Source organism: Actinoalloteichus spitiensis RMV-1378, from assembly GCF_000239155.1.
GTDB lineage: Bacteria > Actinomycetota > Actinomycetes > Mycobacteriales > Pseudonocardiaceae > Actinoalloteichus_B > Actinoalloteichus_B spitiensis.
Genome location: NZ_AGVX02000342.1, coordinates 1 through 18,916 on the forward strand (window position 1 = coordinate 1; position 18,916 = coordinate 18,916).

Below are 18,916 nucleotides of genomic sequence, written 5' to 3' on the forward strand. Positions count from 1 at the left end.
CCGGGGGCGGCCCGCTGGCGGTCGTCCCGCTGCGGCTCGGACGCCAGGGCCAGGGACCCCACCTGGGGCGTCAGCGGTGCCCCGGCGGCCCGAATTCCTGGTCAGGAGCCACGACACGGCCTGGCGGACCCAGGGCAACGCCGACCACCCACCATGACGGCGGCACCAGGTCGGATCGGCCACCACCCGGCGGCCGCGCCCCTCAGCGCGGCGGGTCGGTGTCCTCGACCGAGGCGAGCGCCCGGTCGACCCGCTCCCGCGCCCCCGCGAGGTGGCGCTCGCAGACCCTGGCCAGTGCCTCCCCGCGCTCCCACAGCTCCAGCGAGCGCTCCAGCGACAGCCCACCGGCCTCCAGGGCGCGGACCACCGCCGTCAGCTCGTCCCGCGCCTCCTCGTAGCCGAGGGAGGCCAGTTCCTGGTCCGGCTCCAGGCTCGCGTCCCCCGAGGGGGAACTCCCGGACGCGTCGGACGGTCGGTGCGGCGGCTCGTGCGCCGCGTTCGGTTCGTCACTCACCCGGTAGGACTTCCCAGTCGTGTCTGGACGGCGACGACGACCGTCGCCACCGCCTGGTCGTAGCCGACGAACGCCTCGGCGAACTCCGCGCCGTCGCCCTCCCGGACGGCGTCGACGATGCGGAGCTCGGCGTCGGTCACCCGCCGGCGGTGAACGGAGCCAGTGGACATCCACCACTGCTGACCGGCGTAGGTCGAGGTCGCCTCGGACAAGGCCAGCAACCTCGGCGCCAGCCCGCGCCGCGCCGGAGAGTGGCAGCCCGCGAGCAGACTCGCCCAGCAGTCCGCGGCGGCCAGGTCAGCCTCCTCGGCCCGCCGCCACACCACCCTGGCGCTCGACCGGGTCGGAGGTTCGTTCAGACTGTCCGCAGCCGTTCTCGCCGCGGCTACGGTGAGCGGGAGAAAGGTGGGTTCGCGCGCCGGGAAGGGCACCACTACCTCCGGTCACCACGAGGGGTCTGGTCGGATACGACAGCGCGCACCGCACCGTCGGCAACCCGGATGCGGAGTCGCGTGCCCGGCTGGGCGTCGGTGACGGAGGCGAGCACCCGTGGGGTCCCGTCCTCGTCGACGTGCTGCACAACCGCGTACCCACGGGCCAGCGTGGCGGCGGGTCCAAGAGTCGTCAGCCGGGACCGCACCGATCGCAGACCGGTTTCCGCCGTGTTCAACTCCGCGACAACCGCACGCAGGCCGCGCTCGCGCAATGTTGCCACCTCCTGGCCTCGATATGCCAGCCACTGGTGCGGGTCAGCCAGCGCGGGACGGGTCCGGACCGAGTCCAGCAGGCGCCGTTCGCGGTCGACCCAGCCGTGCAGGGCACGCCGCCCCCGGTCCCGCAACACCCGCACCTTCCCCGCCTCCTCGGCGACGTCGGGAACCAGGTGCCGCCCGGCGGCGGTGGGTGTCGAGCACCGCACGTCCGCCACGTGGTCGACCAGCGGGGTGTCCGGTTCGTGCCCGATCGCGCTCACCACCGGAGTGCCGCAGGCCGCCACCGCGCGGCACAACGCCTCGTCGGAGAACGGCAGCAGGTCCTCCACGCTGCCGCCACCCCGTGCCAGCACGATCACGTCCACCTCCGGGTCGGCGTCCAGCGCGCGGAGGGCGCCGAGGATGCCGGGCACCGCCTGCGCTCCCTGCACCGCGACGTTCTCCACCCGGAAACGCACCGCCGGCCAGCGGGCCGAGGCGTTGGTCAGCACGTCGTGCTCGGCGGCCGAGCCCCGACCCGTGATCAACCCCACCCGGTTCGGCAGGAACGGGGGCTTCCGCTTGCGCGCCGAGGAGAACAGCCCCTCCGCCGCCAGCAGGCGACGCAGCCGCTCGATCCGCGCCAGCAGCTCACCGATCCCCACCGCCCGGATCTCGTCCACCCGCAGGCTCAACGAGCCACGGGCCAGGTACACGGAGGGTTTGCCGTGCACCACCACCCGGGCCCCGTCGGTCAGCGGCGGATCGACCGACCGGAGGACGCCCATCGGGCACGTCAGGCTCAGCGACACCTCGGCCGAGGGGTCCCGGAGGGTGATGAACGCGGTGCCGGTTCCGGGCCGGGCCGACAGCTGGGTCACCTGGCCCTCCACCCACACCGAGCCGAGCCGGTTGATCCACTCGGCGATCTTGCGGGCGACGGTGCGCACCGGCCACGGCTCCTCCGGCGTGGTGGCGCCGCTCACTCCGTGCCTCCCGAACGGGTCCCGACCCGCGCGCCGGCGGGCGACGCGGGGGTGGACCCGGACGGCCGAGCCCAGGGGCGGGACGGCTGACTGTGGCCACGACGGGGAAGGGGGCGGCGGCCGACCGCGCGGGGTGCGGAGCTCACGCGTCGGTCACCGTCCTGAGGCGGTTGGCCAGCATTCGTACGTACTCCGGGCGGGCGGACTGGCCCTGCTCGTACTCCAACAGGGCACTCAGGTCGGCGGCGGAGAGGCTGCGCAGGTGGCCGCGCAGCTGAGCCAGGCTGAGGTCCGGGTACTCGGGCAGGGCCCTGGGCGCCCCGGTGGCCGGCGCGTCACCACTGGAGCGGGGCCCCGCCTGGTCCGCCGCCGTGGCACGGCCAGCGCGGGTGTCCCGCTGAGCCGAACGTGACGTCCGCCGGCGCGGGGAACCGCCGTCCGCCGGGCCGGACGCGCCGCTCCGCCGCTCGTCGTCGCCCTCGCTGGTCCCGCCCGTGGGCGTGGCGCCGCCCACCGGGGTGTCGACGACGGAACCCCGTCCGCCCGACCTCGCCCCGCGCTCCCCACCCGGGTCGTGGTCCACCTCGTCCTCGTCGAACGTCGCCCACTCGGCCTGCGCCGGGCTCTCGCGCAGCCCGGCCAGGGCCTGGTCGCCCCTGATCGCCAACTCGGTGATGCCCTGCTGAACGCGCATCGAGAGCTGGAGCGCCTGGCTCGCGACGGTGATGGGCAGGCCGACGAGGTGTTCGGGAAGTTTGCGGGCCTGTTCGGCGGCGGTGACGGCCACTCCGGCGGCGACCCGCAGGGGCAACGGCAGCGGTTTCATTCCCCTAGCCTGCCGGAGCGCACCGCCGGCCCGCACTTCTCCTCGCGGGTACCAGCCGTTTTCGGGACGGCCGGACCTCCGCCGGCCGGGGCCACCCCCGGGCGGGACCACGCCGCGCGGGTGCGCGCCGCCCGGCCCGGAGCACACCCCGGTGCCGCACGGGACGGGCACGGGACGGGGGTACGACCTGCCGCTCCGCGCCCGTCCCGGGAGGCGGCGCCACCCACGGCGGAACACCCGACGTGCGACGGCCGTAGGGTGGGAGGCATGAGTGCCCAGCTCCCGGCCGACGAGAACGCCGTCTCCCAGCACGAGGCGACCCCGGCCAGCGACGCCCCCCGCAAGCGTGTGCTGCTCGCCAACCCGCGCGGTTACTGCGCGGGCGTGGACCGGGCGGTGGTGACGGTGGAGAAGGCCCTGGAGACCTACGGCGCCCCCGTCTACGTCCGCAAGGAGATCGTGCACAACAAGTACGTGGTGCGGACCCTGGAGCAGCGCGGGGCCATCTTCGTCGATGAGACCGACGAGGTACCCGAGGGCGCCCTCGTGGTGTTCTCCGCGCACGGGGTGTCGCCCGCCGTGCACGAGAGCGCCCGGGAGCGTCAGCTCCGCACCATCGACGCCACCTGCCCCCTGGTGACGAAGGTCCACCAGGAGGCGCGCCGGTTCGCCCGTGACGACTACGACATCCTGCTGATCGGGCACGAGGGGCACGAGGAGGTCGAGGGCACGGCGGGTGAGGCGCCCGAGCACGTGCAGCTGGTGGACCGGGCCGAGGACGTCGACAAGGTCGAGGTGCGGGACCCGAACAAGGTGATCTGGCTCTCGCAGACGACGCTGAGCGTCGACGAGACGATGGAACGCGTGGAGCAGCTCAAGGACCGGTTCCCGCAGCTCCAGGACCCGCCCTCCGACGACATCTGCTACGCCACCCAGAACCGGCAGGTCGCCGTCAAGGCGATGGCTCCCGAGTGCGACCTGGTGCTGGTCGTCGGTTCCCAGAACTCCTCGAACTCCAAGCGGCTGGTCGAGGTCGCCCTCAACGCGGGGGCGAAGGAGTCCCACCTGATCGACTTCGCCGACGAGATCGACCCGTCCTGGTTGGAGGGGGTCGGCACCGTGGGCGTCACCAGCGGCGCGTCCGTGCCGGACATCCTCGTGATGGAGGTGCTGCGGTACCTGGCCGACCGGGGCTGGGAGCAGGTCGACGAGGTCACCACCGCGAACGAGAAGGTCGCGTTCGCGCTGCCCCGGGAGCTGCGCAAGGCGATGTCCGACGTCCGCTGAGCTCGGCGCGGGTGTTCGCGCGCACCGCTGGTACATCAGCTACTCCGACGGCCGGGTAGCGCACCTGGACGTGCGCTCGATGGCCCGGCCCCGGCGGGCCCGGTTCGCTCCGGGCCCGCCGCTGCCTCACCTCCCGCCGGCCGGGGTGTCCTGACGCGGCGTACCGGGAGCGGGGCCGACTGGGCCGGCGGTGCCCCTGCTGCTCCACGGGCGGGGATCACTTCCCCCACCGGCCGGTGGAGGAAGGCCGCCGCCGGGACAGCACCGGCCGAGCCCTGGTGGCTGGTCGTCTCGGCGCTCGGCCCCGTCCCCAGCGGGGCGCGGGCGGGCAGTGGCCTGGCGGGCGCACGAGGGGCTCGCGGCGCGGGGCTTTCCGTGGCGGTCCTCGCGCGGTCGGTGCCCGACCTCCGTCTGGGGGAACCCGCGCTGGCCGGCGCCCGTACCGGCTCCCCGGCCGTCGACTCCAGGGAGCGGTCGAAGGCCCGCCTCGACGCCCCGGGTTCGCTCCGCGGCCGCCGTTCAGGTGAGCCGGTCGAACCCGACCTCGGCGTCGGGGCGAGCGGCCCACACCACGGTCCGAACGGCCCCGGCCCGAACGGGCACACCCCCGGGCCGGACGAGGCGGCGCACCGGAATCCTCAGCGGCCAGGAGGCAGCGAGGCCGAGACGAGGGGCATCGGACCACGGGGGCAGTCCCGTCACCCCGGGAAGGGGCGGTGGACGCGGTCAAACCGCAGCCGGATGGCCCGGCGGGGGCTGGGCACCCTCCTCGAGACCTCGTCGCGAAGGAGCCCCGGGGACCGGCTCGACCCCCCGGAGCGAAGTGCACCACCTCCACGGCGGCGACCTCCGCGGCGGCCGGCCTGGCTGGGCAGGCAACGCCGTTGAACCGGGCACCGGGTCTCCCACCGGCCGACCACCCTCACCGGGCTTCCCGCAGTGGCCGCGACCGGTGGTGTGCCTCGATCACCTCCCCGCACCGCCCAGCCTGCCGTGGACGCGAACCGACGCCTCCACGGCGCCCAGGGTCCCGAGGTGGAGCCCTCCCGCCGGCCCCGGGCCGCTCGTGGCTCCTGACCAGGGGGCCGTGGTCCCCAGGCCCGGCATGACTCGCGCCACGGTCGGACCGGTGATCCGGGGGTGGTGTCACCGGGCCTGGTGGGACCGAGGGACCCCATGGGGACACGGCCACCAGCCGCCACGAGCGGGCACGACGTCCCGAGCCTTCCCGCGCGGGGTGGCTCGTCGACGCCACGTCGACCGCCGGTGCGAGGTTGACCGGTCCGGTCCGGTCGGCCGCTCGCTGTCAGTCGAGGTCCTCGTCCCGGGGGCGGGGCGGCCGGCGCCGAGCGTCCGAGCTCCGCCCCTCAGCGCCCTTCCTCGGTCGCGAACGGGGCCGGTCAGCCGGGTCGCCGTCGCGCCCGGACCGACGGGACGAGCCGCTGGGCTTCCCTGCCGTCCCGGACCGTCCGCTCCCGCTCCGGGGCGCCCCGCCCTTCCCGCCGCTCCGGCTCGAGGAGGTGGTCTCCCGGCCGGCGGGCCTGCCCGACTTGCCCCGGGCCCCACGTGAAGCCCGGTCGGAGCTCGACGCCCCGTCCCTGGCGGACGTGCGAGCCGCGGAGTCGGGGCGCGCCTTCTTCCGGGGTCCCGGTTCCGCCGCGTCGGACTCCGCGTTCGCGGGCCGCCGCTGGAGCAGGAAGTAGCGGGCGAGCCCCGCTGCCACGGTGAGGGCCGAGGTCACCGCCATCAGGGGGAAACCGTTGATCAGCGGCCACCCCAACGAGAAGGCCATCCCGGCGAGACCGGAGCCCCCCGCCCCACCCGTGAGCCAAATCACGAGGGGCATGACGACTGCCAGGATGAGTGGCGGCTGCACGGTGGGACCGAACAGGTTTCTGCGACGCACCAGGGCCACCGCCAGCAGGCAGCCGAGGATGTACCCGGCCCACAGCAACACACCGGGCCCCCCAGACATCACCTCGATGTCGAGGAAGAGCCCGATGCCGGTCAGGCCCGCTGCGAGCAGCAGGGCCGCCCACCACGGAAGCCCGCGAGCGGTTCCGAAAGCGGCGCGTTCATCCCATGGCACGGCAGCGACTTCGGGCTCGGAGTCGCGCGCGCGTTCGCGGTCACGGGCGGCTGTCACCCGTCCACCGTAATCGGTCACCGACTGCTTGTTGGTCAGCCATCGTGAACTCACATCCCGCTCACCTGGCTTCGCTGCCCGCAATGGTCGATGAGTCCGAGTTGTGAGCGGTCGACAGGCGTTCCGTCGGTGTGTCGCGCGCCTCCGCCAGCGTCGGCTGGTCCGGCGAGCCCGGCATCGCGACGCCGTTCTCGTCTCTCCGGACCTCCGCGATCGAGCTGGGACTCGCCGCCGTCTCCCGCAGCGGTTCCACGGCGTTCCGGAACCCCTCCAAGGCGTCGAGTTCCCGCCGCCGCGCCGACAGGAACCGCTGGAGGTGCGTGCTGGAGAGGTTCACCGCGTCGACGGCACCGCTGGCCGCCCGGTACGCGGCCGCCGACTGGCGGCGGACCTGCTCCATGTCGGCGGCCAGCGCGCGCTGGGTGGAGGCGAACAGGGCCGCCGAGGCCACCACCCCGAACCCCGTGGGCCCGCACAGGAAGACCCGGCGTTCCAACAGCCACCTGAGCAGGTGCGGGTCGGTGTCCAGCGCCGCGACCACCGCCGCGTCGGAGGGGACGAACATCACCACGCCGTAGATGGCGTCCGCCCAGCGCTGGTACTCCTTCCCCGAGAGTTCCAGCGCCCGCGCCCTGACGTTGCGCGCGTGCACCCGCAGGGCGTCGGCCCGTTCCGCCGGGTCGTCCGCCTCGACGGCCTCGATCCAGCTCGCGAGGCTGGCCTTGGCGTCGACCGGGACCCGGCGGTCATCGCCCACCGCCAGCACCATGTCCGGACGGGCCGCCCCGCCACCGGCGAGGTCGGTCTGCACCGAGAAGTGCAGGCCCTCGCGCAGGCCGAGCGACCTCGCCGTCTCGGTGAGGACGCGCTCACCCAGTTCGCCACGTCCGCTGGTGGAGGCGAAGGTGACCTCGTAGCGGCGCAACGCGGCCTGGTGCTCGGCCGCCCGGTCGCGCTCGGTCTCCACCATGGCCAACGCGGCGTCCGTCCGGCGCACGGCGTCCGCGTAGAGCCGCCAGCCGAGGACGAGCGCGCCGACCAGGAGAGCGGCGACCACGACCGCCGCGGTGGTGATGACGACCGATGTCACGCGGTGCTCCCGTCCTGAGTGCCGTCGAAGGTGGTTCGTGCTGAGGGTCCGTCCGCGTCCACCTCGGACGGACCGCCGGCCTCCCGCCGTGCTCGCGGTGGTCGGTCGTGTCCCGTGGACCCGATCATGGCGCAACTCCTCCCCGGTGTCCGCCATTTCACACCGGTCGAACACACGTTCGAGTGCTGTTGGGGTGGTCGCGCGACACCGGCCGCCCCGGACGTCCTAGCGTGGTGCCATGCGCCTCCTGCACACCTCGGACTGGCACATCGGCCGCACCTTCCACGGCCGGGACAGGCTCCCCGAGCAGGAGCGCGTGCTGACCGGCCTCGCCGAGCTGGTGGCGGACGAGGGCGTCGACGTGGTGGTCGTGTCCGGCGATCTCTACGACCGCGCCGTGCCCTCCGGAGAGGCCGTCGAGGTGTGCCAGCGGGTCCTCGCCGCCCTGCGGGCCGCCGGCGCGACCCTCGTGATGATCCCCGGCAACCACGACTCCGCGTCCCGGCTCGGCGCCTTCGCCGACTTCGCGGCGGTCGGCGGGCTGCACGTCCTCACGCGGATCTCGCGGCTGCACGAGCCGGTGGTGCTCGCCGACGACCACGGACCCGTCGCGTGCTTCGGCATCCCCTACCTCGACCCGGACCCGGCCCGGCACCACCTCGGGCTGGTCGGCGGCGGCCACCGGGGGCACATCGCCGTCCTCACCGAGGCGATGGACCGCGTCCGCGACGCGGTCGCGCGACTGCCCCCCACCACCCGCACGGTGGTCCTCGCCCACGCCTTCGTCACGGGCGGGCAGGCCAGCGAGTCCGAGCGGCCGATCAGCGTCGGCGGGGTCGAACAGGTCCCCGGCTCCGTGTTCGACGGCGTCGACTACGTCGCGCTCGGCCACCTCCACGGGCCGCAGGTCCTCGCCGACCACCTGCGCTACTCGGGCAGCCCGCTCGCCTACTCCTTCTCCGAGGCCGCGCACCGCAAGTCCGTCTGGATCGTCGACCTCGACGCCGACGGGCTGGCCGGGGTGCGGTCGCACGCCCTGCCGGTGCCCCGGCCGTTGGCCACGGTGTCCGGCCCCCTGGCGGAGCTGCTGGCCGATGAGGAGCTCACCGTCCTCGAGGAGCACTACCTCTCCGCCACGCTCACCGACCCGGTCCGGCCGCTCGACGCGATGCGCCGTCTCCAACGCCGCTTCCCCCACGCCGTGCACCTGGAGTGGCGGCCGGAGGGCGGGCCGGCCCAGGAGCGCCTGAACTACTCCTCGGCGGTCCGGGGCCGGGACGACCGGGAGGTCACCGCCTCGTTCCTCGCGCACTGCCGGGGTGCCGGGCCCTCGGAGTCCGAGGCCGCCCTGATAGAGGAGGCCCTGACCGAGACGGCGGGAGGCCGGGAGCTCGCATGAGGCTGCACCGACTGGCCGTCACCGCCTTCGGCCCCTACCCGGGCCGGGTCGAGGTCGACTTCGACGCCCTCGGAGCCGACGGTCTCTTCCTGCTCCACGGCGACACCGGGGCGGGCAAGACGACCTTGCTCGACGCGGTGGCCTTCGCGCTCTTCGGCACGGTCCCCGGGGCGCGGGGCGAGGCGAAACGCCTCCGCTGTGACACCAGTCCGGACACCACCACGACCGAGGTCCGGCTGGAACTCACCGTGCAGGGCTACCGCCTCCTGCTCGTGCGCACACCCGAGTACACCCGCCGCAAACGACGCGGCGAGGGCAGCACCCTCCAGCGGGGCACGGTGTCGTTGACCTGGCTCGACCACCCCCCAGGGCAGGCCGTTCCCGAGGGGCTGAGCCGGGCCGACGAGGTCGGGCGGACCGTCCGCCGGTTGCTCGGCATGACCCACCAGCAGTTCTTCCAGGTCGTCCTCCTGCCGCAGGGCGAGTTCGCCCGGTTCCTCAGGGCCGACACCGCCGACCGGGAGAAGCTGCTGGAAAGGCTGTTCGGCACCGAGCGGTTCGCCAACGTCGAGCACTGGTTCCGGGAACGCCGCAGGGCCGCCCGCCAGCACCGGGACGAGGTCGCCGGCCAGGTGCACGAGGTGGTCACCCGGATCCGCCAGACGACGTCGGCAGACCCGCCCGGAGAACAGCCGGTGTCCGAGTGGCTCGCCGCCCTCCGCCGGGATGCGCGCGCCCGCGAGAGCGGGGCACGGGAGGCCGAACGCCGTGCGGTCGTCCTGCGGGACGAGGCGACCGAGGCCCTCGCCCGGGCACGTGCCCTCGCGGAGGCCTGCCAGCGCCGCGACGAGCTCCAGGCGAGCTGGCGGTCCCTGGAGGAGGGGCGGGGCGACCGCGACGCCTGGCACCGCCGCCGTGCCGCCGCCCGCGCGGCGGCGCCCGTGTCCTCCGCCGAACAGCACCGGGTCCGGCTCGACGAGGCCCTGGACCTGGCGAGGCGGGACGAGGCGGCCGCGTTGGCCGAGGCGGTGTCCCACGGGTGGTCGCCCGAGGGCGGCGACGAGCCGCGCACCGCCGCCGACCGGGCCAGGGAGGAGGCCGGCACGCTCGCCCCCCTCGTGTCCGAGGAGGCCCGGCAGCTCTCCGACACCCGGCGCCTGGCCGAGCTCGCGGGAAAGGCCACGGTCGAGGAGGACCAGCTGGCCGAGCTCGCCGACCGGTCGGCGCTCCTGCCGGCGGAGCTCGCCGAGGCCCGCGTCGGCGTCGAGGAGGCGCGATCGGCCTCGGCCCGGCTCGACGGCCTGCGCCACCGTCGACGGGAACTCGCCGGGCTCCTCGCCGACGCCCGGGCGTTGCCCGGCGCGGAGAGCGCGCTGCGCGCCGCCGAGGACCTCCTCCGGCGTCGGGTCGACGCCCACCAGTCGGCACGGCAGGACCTGCTCGACCTCCGCCAACGCCGGCTCGCCGGGATGGCGGCGGAGCTCGCCACCGGCCTCGTCGACGGCGAGCCGTGCGCCGTCTGCGGCAGCACCACCCACCCCGCTCCTCCCGCCGCCCAGGCCGATCCGGTCACCGAGGACGAGGAGCGCCGGGCCACCAGCCGGGAGGAGGCCGCCGGAGCCGCGCGGCAGGACGCCGTCGCCGCCGTCCGGGACGCCGACGCCGTGGTGCGGCGGTTGCGGGACCACCTCGGCGAGTGGACCGAGCCGTCCCTGGCCGAGGAACTGGCCGGGGTGGAGTCCGAGGAGAACAAGGCGGAGTCCGTCGTCTCGGAACAGGCGGACCGGGAACGCCTGGCGGCACGGCTGGAGGCGGAACAGGCCGCGCTGCACGACCGCCGCACCCTCCTGGAGTCGGCCCTGGCCGCCACGCGAGCCGAGCACGACGGCCTGCGCGAGGTGGTGCGCGAACGGGACGAGCGCCTGGTCGCCGCCCGGGCCGGGTTCGACGGGGTGGCCGAACGCCGGGCTCACCTGCTCGGGCTCGCGGCCGCCCTCTCCGCGCTCGCCGAGGCCGTCGCCGAACGTGCCAGCGCGACGGCCCGGGCGTCCGAGGCCGCCGCCGCCGTGGAGCTGGCCGCCACCGAGGCTGGCTTCCCCTCGGTGCCGGCCGCGCTGGACGCAGCCCTCGACGACGCGGAGTTCGCCGCCCTCGAGTCGGCGATCGAGGACTTCGACCGGCGGGAGGCGACCATCCGGGCCGGGCTGGCGGACGTCCTGGCCGCCGAGCTCCCCGACGCGGCGCCCGATCTCCCCGCCGTGCGGGAGGCGGCGGAACACCACCAGCGCGCCGCCGACGACGCGATCGCCGTTGCCAGGAACGCCGCACGGATCAGCCGGGAACTGGCCGAGCTGAACGCGGAGTGGGCGAGGGCCGACGCCGCCCTCGCGCCCGTCCAGGCCACCTTCGACGAACTCGACGCGCTGACCGACGTGGTGAACGGGCAGGGGCAGAACAGCCGTCGCATGTCCCTGCGGTCCTACGTCCTCGCCGCCCGCCTGGAGGAGGTGGCGGTCGCGGCCACCAGTCGGCTCTCCCGGATGAGCCAGGGCCGGTTCTCCTTCGTCCACTCCGACGCGAGTGGCAACAGGGGAACGCGGGGCGGGCTGTGGCTCGACGTGCTCGACGACTACTCCGGTCAGGTGCGGTCGGCCAAGACGCTGTCCGGCGGTGAGTCCTTCCTGGCCTCGCTGGCCCTGGCGCTCGGGCTCGCCGACGTGGTCGCCGCCGAGACGGGTGGGGCGCTGCTCGACACGTTGTTCATCGACGAGGGCTTCGGGACCCTCGACGCCGAAACCCTGGACCTCGTGATGAACACCCTCGACGACCTCCGCGCCGACGGTCGGGTCGTCGGCCTGGTCTCCCACGTCGAGGAACTCCGGCAGCGCATCCCCAGCCGGATCCGGGTCCGCCGGGGCAGGGCGGGTTCGTCGCTCGAACAGGAGGGCTGCTGACCGGAGATCCGGCCGCCGCCCGGTTCCCCGCCTTGTCGCGGTCCAGCTGGGGCCAGGCCGACGCGGGGTTCGGTCGGCGGGAACGTCCGATGCCGCCGCCCGGCGCGGCTCCGGCACCCGTGGTCCGTACACTGGCCCGTCGTGAGTCTCACCCTTGGCATCGTCGGCCTGCCGAACGTCGGTAAGTCCACCCTGTTCAACGCGCTGACCCGCAACGAGGTGCTCGCGGCGAACTACCCGTTCGCCACCATCGAGCCGAACGTGGGTGTGGTGCCGTTGCCGGACACGCGGTTGGACAAGCTCGCGGAGATCTTCTCCTCGCAGCGCACCGTGCCGGCCACCGTGTCGTTCGTCGACATCGCCGGCATCGTCAAGGGCGCCTCCGAAGGGGCGGGCCTGGGAAACCAGTTCCTGGCCAACATCCGGGAGGCCAACGCCATCTGCCAGGTCATCCGCGTGTTCGACGACCCGGACGTGGTGCACGTCGACGACCGCGTCGACCCGGCCAGCGACATCGAGACGATCAACACCGAGCTGATCCTCGCGGATCTCCAGACGATGGACCGCGCGCTGCCCCGGCTGGAGAAGGAGGCGCGCACCCACAAGGACCGCCGCCCGGCGCTGGCGGCCGCCCAGGCCGCCAAGGACATCCTCGACTCGGGGCGGACGCTGTTCTCCGCGCAGGCCGAGCTGGACACCGACGAGCTGCGCGAGCTGAACCTGCTCACCCTGAAACCGTTCCTCTACGTCTTCAACGCCGACGAGGGCGTGCTGACCAGCGAGGACCGGATGGCCGAGCTGCGGGAGCTGGTCGCGCCCGCCGACGCGGTGTTCCTCGACGCCAAGGTCGAGTCCGAACTGATCGAGCTGGACGAGGAGTCGGCGCGGGAGCTGCTGGAGACCATCGGCCAGCACGAGCCGGGCCTGCACGCCCTGGCCCGTGCCGGGTTCCACACGCTCGGACTCCAGACCTACCTGACCGCCGGCCCGAAGGAGGCCAGGGCCTGGACCATCCGACGGGGAGCGACCGCTCCCCAGGCGGCCGGCGTCATCCACACCGACTTCGAACGCGGCTTCATCAAGGCCGAGGTCGTCTCCTTCGACGACCTCGTCGAGGCCGGCTCGATGGCCACCGCCCGTTCCGCCGGCAAGGTCCGGATGGAGGGCAAGGACTACGTGATGGCCGACGGCGACGTCGTCGAGTTCCGTCACGGGAACACCTCCGGCGGCGGCAAGAAGTGAGGGTCCAGCCGAACGTCGTACGCAAGGGGCAGGGACTCCCCCTCGTTGCCGTTCACGGCAACGGCGTCGACCACCGGCTGCTGCTCCCGCTCGACGACGACCTGGCCGCCTCGGGCTCCTGGGAGCGCATCTACCTCGATCTTCCGGGGTTCGGTCTGACACCGCCGCTGGATGCGGCGGGCGGTCTCCCAGAACTCGCGGACTGGCTGGTGGAGACGGTCCACGAACTCGTCGGCGACGAGCCGTTCGCCCTGCTGGGCAGTTCGCTGGGCGGCCTTCTCGCTCGTCATGTCGTCACCCGGTTCCCCGACCAGGTCCTGGGTCTCGCGCTCATCGCTCCAGTGGTCGACCCAGCCCCATCGCGGCGCGTTCGACCGGAGCGGTCCCTCGTCATCCGCGATCAGGACCTTCTGCGGTCGTTGCCGCCCGCCGACGCCGAGGAGTTCACGAGCGTCGCGGCCCGGCAGACGCAGGAGTCCTGGGACGCGTTCCGCGTCCACGCACTCCCCGGCATCCGCGCCGCTGACCCTGATGCGATGGGCAGGCTCTCGCAGCGCTACTTCCTCAGGGCGTCGCCGGACACCGCGGGCACGTTCCAGGGACCGACCTTGATCCTCACAGGTCGCCAGGACCACGTAGTCGGGTATGAGGACCAGTTCGCGCTTCTCACCCACTACCCGCGTGCGACGTACCTCGCGCTCGATGGCGCCGGCCACAACGTTCATCTCGAACAGCCACGGATGGTGGGGACCGCGCTGCGTGACTGGGGGAGATGTGTCCAGGCAGCCTCGGGCGGCGTCGTCGAGGTGTGACACCTGGGGCGGCGATCCCAGGGAGGACGCGAGCCGGGGCGGGCTCTCCTGGCCCGTGATCCGGGCACCGCGCCGCACGCCATGGTCCTCTGGCGCGGTTCCCCCTGAGGAACTGGTACACCGCCGCGTCGGTCAGCTCGTCCGGGCGATCGGTGTCCGGCAGCCCGGTGGCGACCGGGGGTGGCGCGCCCGTTGACGTGACGTGGGGGGTGATCCCGTTCTCCACTCCGGGGGTTTGTCCGGAGCACGCGCCTGTCCTGGCCCTCGTGAATCAGATCAACCAAGGGGTTCGAAGGCTTTCCCAGCCGAGTGCGTGACGTTGGGTTCTCCGGCTGGTGCTTCCTCGTATTCGTCAGGTCCAGGAGCGTGGGGTTCTCCGTCGCGAGCTTCGCGAACTCCGACTCGCGCGCCTCACCGGTCGCGGCCGCGCACGGCCCCCGCCGCCCGTGGGTTCCGGCGGTGCCCGGAACGCTGCTCGCCGGGGAAGATCAGTACAGGTCGAGTGCCTGGCGGATCATCCGGTGCCCCTGCCGTTCGAACGGTTCGTCCCCCACCTGGTAGGCCCAGACGGCGGTGCCGATCGCCTCCCGCAACAGGGTCGCCCGCCACGGCGCGGGCTCGCGCGGGTCCTCGCCGTACCCGGCCAGGAAGGCGCGTTCGAGGTGCTCGGCGCCCTGCCACTCCTGGCGGGCCAGCCGGGCGAGGTCGGTCCACGCGGGTCGCGGCGCGGCGCGACCGAGGTCGATGACGCTGACCACTCCTTCGTGCAGCAGCCAGTTGCGGGGGTGCCAGTCGCCGTGCGTCGGGACCAGTTCGACCGGCTGGTGCTCGTGGGTGGCGATGGCGGCGCGGAGTGCCACGACGGTCGCCGGGTCGACGCGGTGTTCGCGGTCCAGCCAGGCCAGCGCCTTGGCGTCCGCTTCCGCCTCGTGGGTCTCGGAGACGACGCGGTGTTGGTGGTGGAACGCGGCGAGCAGCGCGCCGGCCTGCCGGTAGGTGTCGGGGTCGGCGACGGCATGGGGGTCGTCGAGGACGAGCCCACCCGGCAGGTGGCTCAGGGCCAGCACGTTCAGCTCCGCGTCCGCGTGCAGGAGGCGGTTGACGCTGGCGGTGGCCAGCCACGGGCCGGTCCAGCGCCGGTGCGCGACGATCTCCCTGGTGATGTGGTGGTTGGCCGGGCCGGCGGCCTTGACCACGATGTCGCCGGAGTCGGCGCGCAGGTGGAGGACGGTGGTGTCGACGAGTCCCCAGCTGTGGTCGGCGACCACCTCGAAGCCGGGGAACCAGGTGGACACCAGGGTGAGTTGCTCGTCGCTCAGTCCGATCCGCACCCGTGGATCGTAGGAGGAGGCGGTCCAGGGCGGGTCGTCATCCGGTATCCGGGGGTGTCCTCGCCGGTGTCTCGTGCCGAGCTGGACCGGACCGAGGTCGCGGCTGACCGGAGCCGGCGTCGAAGCCGGAGCGACGGGGCGGCCCGGGACGGCGGCGTTCCTCCGGGACTCCCTCGTGGGAGGCCGGGGCGAGGTGGTGGGACGCACCCGGGTTGCTTCCCTGTGCGGTGCCTGACAGCGGGTGCCCGTGGTGGCACCGTGCCTTGCTCCCGGCTCCTACACTGTGTCGCGCGGCGGCGACAGGCTGAGCCGGTGACGTGACCGCGCGCAGCGGTCGTGGTGGAGAGGGAACGGTGGATCTTCGCGCGGTTGAGTCCAGGTTGCTGCGGTACGCGCCCCTGTTCCTCCTGGTCTCCCTGGTGCTGCACGTCGCCGCCAGCCTGCTGCTCAACCAGACCCAGTTGCCGAGCCTGCAGAGCCTGCGGGGCAACGCTCCGCAGTTGATCAGCGGGGATCTCTACGAGTTCACCTCCTGGAACCCGGACATCGCCGCGTTCACCACCCCGTTCACCGCGCCCCCGTTCGCCGCCGTGCTCCTGCTGCCGCTCGCGGTGGTCCCGTGGGGGGTGCTGCGGCTCGTCTGGCAGGGCGTGTCCCTCGTCTGCCTGTGGTGGATCGTGTCGCGGGCCATGCGCATCTTCGCGATGTCCCGCGCTCCCGGGGGCGTGATCGGGACGTCGGCGTGCCTGACCTGGCGCAGACGGGCCCTGGTCGCCACCGCGCTGGTGCTCTGGTTGGAACCGGTGCGCACGAGCCTGGTGGAGGGGCAGCTCAGCCTTCCGCTGGCCGCGGTGCTCGTCACGGCGATGACCACGGGCCGCCGGGTGCTCGGGGGCGTCGGCGTCGGGTTGGCCGCCGGCATCAAGCTCGGTGCCGCCGTGTCGGGGATGTACTTCCTGGCGAGGCGGCGGTTCACGGCGGCGGCGTGGGCGTTCGGTGCCTTCCTCGCCACCATCGGCATCGGGTTCTTCGTCTCGGCGCAGCAGTCCACCCAGTTCTGGTCGACGATCGCCGGCCAGGGCGAGCGGGTCGACCCCGTGGCCTCGGTCGACAACCAGTCGCTGCGAGGAGCCCTGTCTCGGACGTTCGGCTATGACGTCGGGACTTCCTGGCCGTGGCTGCTGGCGGCCGTGGTGACAGCGGTCCTCGCCGGGCGGGCGTTGTACGCGACGCTCCGCAAGGGCGACGTGCTGGGTGCGGTGGTGACGGTCCAGCTCCTCGGACTGCTGATCTCCCCGGCGGCGTGGAGCCACGAATGGGTGTGGGTGGTGCCGACGCTGGTGTGGCTGGTGTGCCACCCGATGCGCGCCCGGCCACTCCTGGCGGCGACGACCGTGCTGTGGACCCTGCTGACGACGTCCTACCTCGTCCAGCAGTTGCAGGCCCTCGAGCCGGGCAGGGTGGACTTCTCCCGGCCGTGGCCGCTGGCCGCCCTCGGCTGGGCCTACCCGGTCGCGGCGCTGCTCACCCTGCTGGCGGTGACGGCCGGGGCCCGTGCGGCGCCCAAGGTGCCGCCCGTCCCGCCCCTCCCGCCGGGCACCGGGCAGGCCAACGACATCTGGTTGCGGACCCGGGTGCTGCGGGGCCGGGTGAGTTCCGTGCTCAAGCCGCAGAACCGGCTGGGCCGGCGGGGCGATCCGGCGGGTTCCCCGACCGTGGAGAGCGCGGAGGGCTGACCGGAGGGAGACGCGGCCCTCAGCTGGCGATCACCCGCAGGACCTCGTCGATCTCCTCGGCGAGGCTGACGTCCGAGGCGGTGATCCCGCCGGCCACGTGCGTGGACAAGCGGAAGGTGAGCGTGGCGTACCGGATGTCGATGTCCGGGTGGTGGTTGTCGTTCTCCGCGATCTCCGCGACCCGGTTCACGACGGCGATCGCCGAGGGGAAGCCGGCCAGTTCGACGGTGCGGACCAGCGCGCTGCCCTCCCGCCGCCAGTCGGGGAGCGTGCCCAGGGCCGTGGCGATCTGGTCCGAGGTCAGCAGATCGGTCATGCGTCCATGGTGGGGGTTCCCGGCTCCGGGCGCACCCGGCCGCCTTCCTCCGCCCTGCCCGCTCGGAGGGGGAGACGTCGGAGCCGGGCGTCGTCTCGCGGCACGCGAGGTCGGTTCACGCCCGGTGGCCGTGGGCCTGCCATGGGAGCGCCGCCGGTGCTCAACACGCCCCGTCGCTCGGCCGGGGGTTCGCCAGACCGAACAGGGGCCGCAGTTTGAGCCCCGCCCAGGTGCCCACGAGCGCGGCGACCGCCCACAACCAGCCGGAGACGCTTCCGGTGGAGATCCCACCGAGGTAGGCGCCGATGTTGCAGCCACTCGCGAGACGGGCCCCGACACCCATGATCACGCCGCCCAGCACCGCCGCCAACGCGGTGCGCCACGGGATGTGGCGGTGGAGGCTCCACGCCCCGGCGGCGCCGGCGGCGATGGCCGCGCCGATCATGATGCCGATGTTGGTCAGGCTGTTCTTGTGGGCCAGAACGGGGGAGGCCAGCATTTCCGCGTTGCCGGGCTCCTGCCAGAACGCCCACTGCTCGGGCTGCGCGCCCAGTACCTGGAGCAGTTTCGCGCCCCACAGCCCGAAGGCGTTGGTCACGCCCCAGGTGCCGCCGGAGACCAGCAGGACCGCCGCCGCGAGCACCGCGAGGACGACCGCCCCGACGAGCATCGGCCAGGCACCGCGCAGGACGCGGGCGGCGCCGCGCGCGCTGGGAACGGCGCCGACCGGCGGCGGGGTGCGGCGCCGTTGCACCGCGACGCTGACGACGACGACCAGCCCGAGCGCGGTCAGGGTCACCAGCCAGGAACCGAACCAGCCGACGTGGTCGGACAGCAGCACCCCGGGCATGGTGGGCAGCGAGTCGAACCAGCCGTACTGCCAGGTGTAGATGACCGAGCCGGCCACGAACCCGCCCAGGGTGAGGACGATGGTCGACTGCCCGGACCCGACGGCGAAGAGGGTGCCGGAGGCGCAGGCCCCTCCCAGCTGCATGCCCAGCCCGAACAGGAACGCTCCGAGGAACAGGGGCAGGCCGATGTCCCCGGCGGAGGCGGAGGGGGTGGCCCCGAACAGGCCCGTCCCGGTGCCGATGAGCAGGGTCGCGAGGGTCGCGGTGGTGCCGATGAGCAGGGCGTGCGCCCGGAGGCCGGAACCGTTGCCGACCGAGACGAGCTGCCGCCACGCGGAGGTGAACCCGAACCGGGAGTGGAACAGGGTGACGCCGAGTCCCAGGCCGATGAGGAGGAGTGTGGCCTGCTGGGGGCCGTGCGCGATCCAGACGTGCCAGCTCAGGGCGAGCGCGAGGAGGCCGGCGACGATCAGGGGAGCGGTGCGGACCGGGGGCGGTTCGGGGGGTGCCGGTCGAACGTGCGAGGTCGGGGCGACGAGCAGCCCCCCGGGGCGGCTCGCTGGCGGGTGTCCGGCGCGGGTCGCGGGTTCCCCGGTGTCGGCTGGTGTCGCGCTCATGTCGGTGTCTCCGGACTTGCGGGATCGGCGGGCCGTGGCGCCGGGGCGGCGCGCCGGGGCGCCGCCTCGTCGTCGGGCCGGGGCGGCCGGGTGCCCACTCGGCGGGGGGTCGGGGCC

The 18,916-nt window shown here is 73.9% G+C and carries 15 protein-coding genes; 6 read left to right on the plus strand and 9 right to left on the minus strand.

The annotated features are described in order from the left end of the window. Window positions 1-202: 202 nt before the first annotated feature. The 4 genes from ACTIDRAF_RS0215395 to ACTIDRAF_RS0215415 form a co-directional block, all read right to left on the minus strand. Window positions 203-514 carry an exodeoxyribonuclease VII small subunit gene (locus tag ACTIDRAF_RS0215395; RefSeq protein ID WP_016699626.1) on the minus strand — a complete coding sequence of 104 codons (312 nt, stop codon included), beginning with the start codon at window positions 512-514 and terminating at the stop codon, window positions 203-205. Beyond that, window positions 511-840, minus strand: coding sequence for a hypothetical protein (locus tag ACTIDRAF_RS0215400; protein WP_016699627.1), 330 nt, complete (start codon window positions 838-840; stop codon window positions 511-513). The genes ACTIDRAF_RS0215395 and ACTIDRAF_RS0215400 overlap by 4 nt, the downstream gene beginning before the upstream one ends. Window positions 841-947: 107 nt before the next feature. Further along, window positions 948-2,192 carry an exodeoxyribonuclease VII large subunit gene (gene xseA / locus ACTIDRAF_RS0215405; protein ID WP_016699628.1) on the minus strand — a complete coding sequence of 415 codons (1,245 nt, stop codon included), beginning with the start codon at window positions 2,190-2,192 and terminating at the stop codon, window positions 948-950. Window positions 2,193-2,334: 142 nt separating this feature from the next. After that, on the minus strand, window positions 2,335-3,018 hold the full coding sequence (locus ACTIDRAF_RS0215415; protein ID WP_016699629.1) for a lipid droplet-associated protein: 684 nt from the start codon (window positions 3,016-3,018) through the stop codon (window positions 2,335-2,337). A 267-nt stretch (window positions 3,019-3,285) separates the two neighbouring features. Between ACTIDRAF_RS0215415 and ACTIDRAF_RS0215420 the strand changes: the two genes are divergently transcribed. Next, window positions 3,286-4,305 carry a 4-hydroxy-3-methylbut-2-enyl diphosphate reductase gene (locus tag ACTIDRAF_RS0215420; RefSeq protein ID WP_016699630.1) on the plus strand — a complete coding sequence of 340 codons (1,020 nt, stop codon included), beginning with the start codon at window positions 3,286-3,288 and terminating at the stop codon, window positions 4,303-4,305. Between the two features lie 1,306 nt (window positions 4,306-5,611). On the opposite strand, the gene ACTIDRAF_RS32005 is transcribed toward ACTIDRAF_RS0215420, so the two are convergent. Continuing rightward, complete coding sequence (locus tag ACTIDRAF_RS32005) at window positions 5,612-6,451, minus strand: DUF6542 domain-containing protein (RefSeq protein WP_157163055.1); 840 nt, start codon at window positions 6,449-6,451, stop codon at window positions 5,612-5,614. A 61-nt stretch (window positions 6,452-6,512) separates the two neighbouring features. After that, on the minus strand, window positions 6,513-7,541 hold the full coding sequence (locus ACTIDRAF_RS0215435) for a DNA recombination protein RmuC (RefSeq protein ID WP_016699633.1): 1,029 nt from the start codon (window positions 7,539-7,541) through the stop codon (window positions 6,513-6,515). 238 nt (window positions 7,542-7,779) lie between these two features. On the opposite strand from ACTIDRAF_RS0215435, the gene ACTIDRAF_RS0215445 reads away from it, so the two are divergent. The 4 genes from ACTIDRAF_RS0215445 (at window position 7,780) to ACTIDRAF_RS0215460 (ending at window position 13,948) form a co-directional block, all read left to right on the plus strand. After that, complete coding sequence (locus ACTIDRAF_RS0215445) at window positions 7,780-8,940, plus strand: exonuclease SbcCD subunit D (RefSeq protein WP_016699635.1); 1,161 nt, start codon at window positions 7,780-7,782, stop codon at window positions 8,938-8,940. Then, window positions 8,937-11,894, plus strand: a complete 2,958-nt coding sequence (locus ACTIDRAF_RS0215450) for an AAA family ATPase (protein WP_016699636.1) — start codon at window positions 8,937-8,939, stop codon at window positions 11,892-11,894. Before ACTIDRAF_RS0215445 ends, ACTIDRAF_RS0215450 begins: the two co-directional genes overlap by 4 nt. Before the next feature lie 141 nt (window positions 11,895-12,035). Further along, window positions 12,036-13,136 (plus strand): redox-regulated ATPase YchF, encoded by a 1,101-nt coding sequence (gene ychF, locus ACTIDRAF_RS0215455; RefSeq protein WP_016699637.1) that lies wholly within the window; start codon window positions 12,036-12,038, stop codon window positions 13,134-13,136. Then, complete coding sequence (locus ACTIDRAF_RS0215460; protein WP_016699638.1) at window positions 13,133-13,948, plus strand: alpha/beta fold hydrolase; 816 nt, start codon at window positions 13,133-13,135, stop codon at window positions 13,946-13,948. The genes ychF and ACTIDRAF_RS0215460 overlap by 4 nt, the downstream gene beginning before the upstream one ends. Before the next feature lie 488 nt (window positions 13,949-14,436). Here the strand turns inward: ACTIDRAF_RS0215460 and ACTIDRAF_RS0215465 are convergent, their stop codons facing one another. Beyond that, window positions 14,437-15,279, minus strand: a complete 843-nt coding sequence (locus ACTIDRAF_RS0215465; protein ID WP_016699639.1) for an aminoglycoside phosphotransferase family protein — start codon at window positions 15,277-15,279, stop codon at window positions 14,437-14,439. Window positions 15,280-15,632: 353 nt separating this feature from the next. Between ACTIDRAF_RS0215465 and ACTIDRAF_RS29100 the strand changes: the two genes are divergently transcribed. Continuing rightward, entirely contained in the window at window positions 15,633-17,015 is a 1,383-nt protein-coding gene (locus tag ACTIDRAF_RS29100) for a glycosyltransferase 87 family protein (RefSeq protein WP_016699640.1), read from the plus strand. Window positions 17,016-17,034: 19 nt separating this feature from the next. Here ACTIDRAF_RS29100 and ACTIDRAF_RS0215475 read toward each other — a convergent pair whose 3' ends face one another. Together ACTIDRAF_RS0215475 and ACTIDRAF_RS0215480 are read right to left on the minus strand one after the other, a co-directional pair. Then, window positions 17,035-17,331 carry a 4a-hydroxytetrahydrobiopterin dehydratase gene (locus ACTIDRAF_RS0215475; RefSeq protein WP_016699641.1) on the minus strand — a complete coding sequence of 99 codons (297 nt, stop codon included), beginning with the start codon at window positions 17,329-17,331 and terminating at the stop codon, window positions 17,035-17,037. A 160-nt stretch (window positions 17,332-17,491) separates the two neighbouring features. Continuing rightward, window positions 17,492-18,799, minus strand: a complete 1,308-nt coding sequence (locus ACTIDRAF_RS0215480) for a YeeE/YedE family protein (RefSeq protein WP_016699642.1) — start codon at window positions 18,797-18,799, stop codon at window positions 17,492-17,494. Window positions 18,800-18,916 lie beyond the last annotated feature (117 nt).

Coding starts and splice junctions, on each gene's coding strand:
- ACTIDRAF_RS0215415 (WP_016699629.1), bottom strand. CDS start 3,018: ATGAAACCGCTGCCGTTGCCCCTGCGGGTCGCCGCCGGAGTGGCCGTC.
- ACTIDRAF_RS0215420 (WP_016699630.1), top strand. CDS start 3,286: ATGAGTGCCCAGCTCCCGGCCGACGAGAACGCCGTCTCCCAGCACGAG.
- ACTIDRAF_RS0215445 (WP_016699635.1), top strand. CDS start 7,780: ATGCGCCTCCTGCACACCTCGGACTGGCACATCGGCCGCACCTTCCAC.
- ACTIDRAF_RS0215450 (WP_016699636.1), top strand. CDS start 8,937: ATGAGGCTGCACCGACTGGCCGTCACCGCCTTCGGCCCCTACCCGGGC.
- ACTIDRAF_RS0215475 (WP_016699641.1), bottom strand. CDS start 17,331: ATGACCGATCTGCTGACCTCGGACCAGATCGCCACGGCCCTGGGCACG.
- ACTIDRAF_RS0215480 (WP_016699642.1), bottom strand. CDS start 18,799: ATGAGCGCGACACCAGCCGACACCGGGGAACCCGCGACCCGCGCCGGA.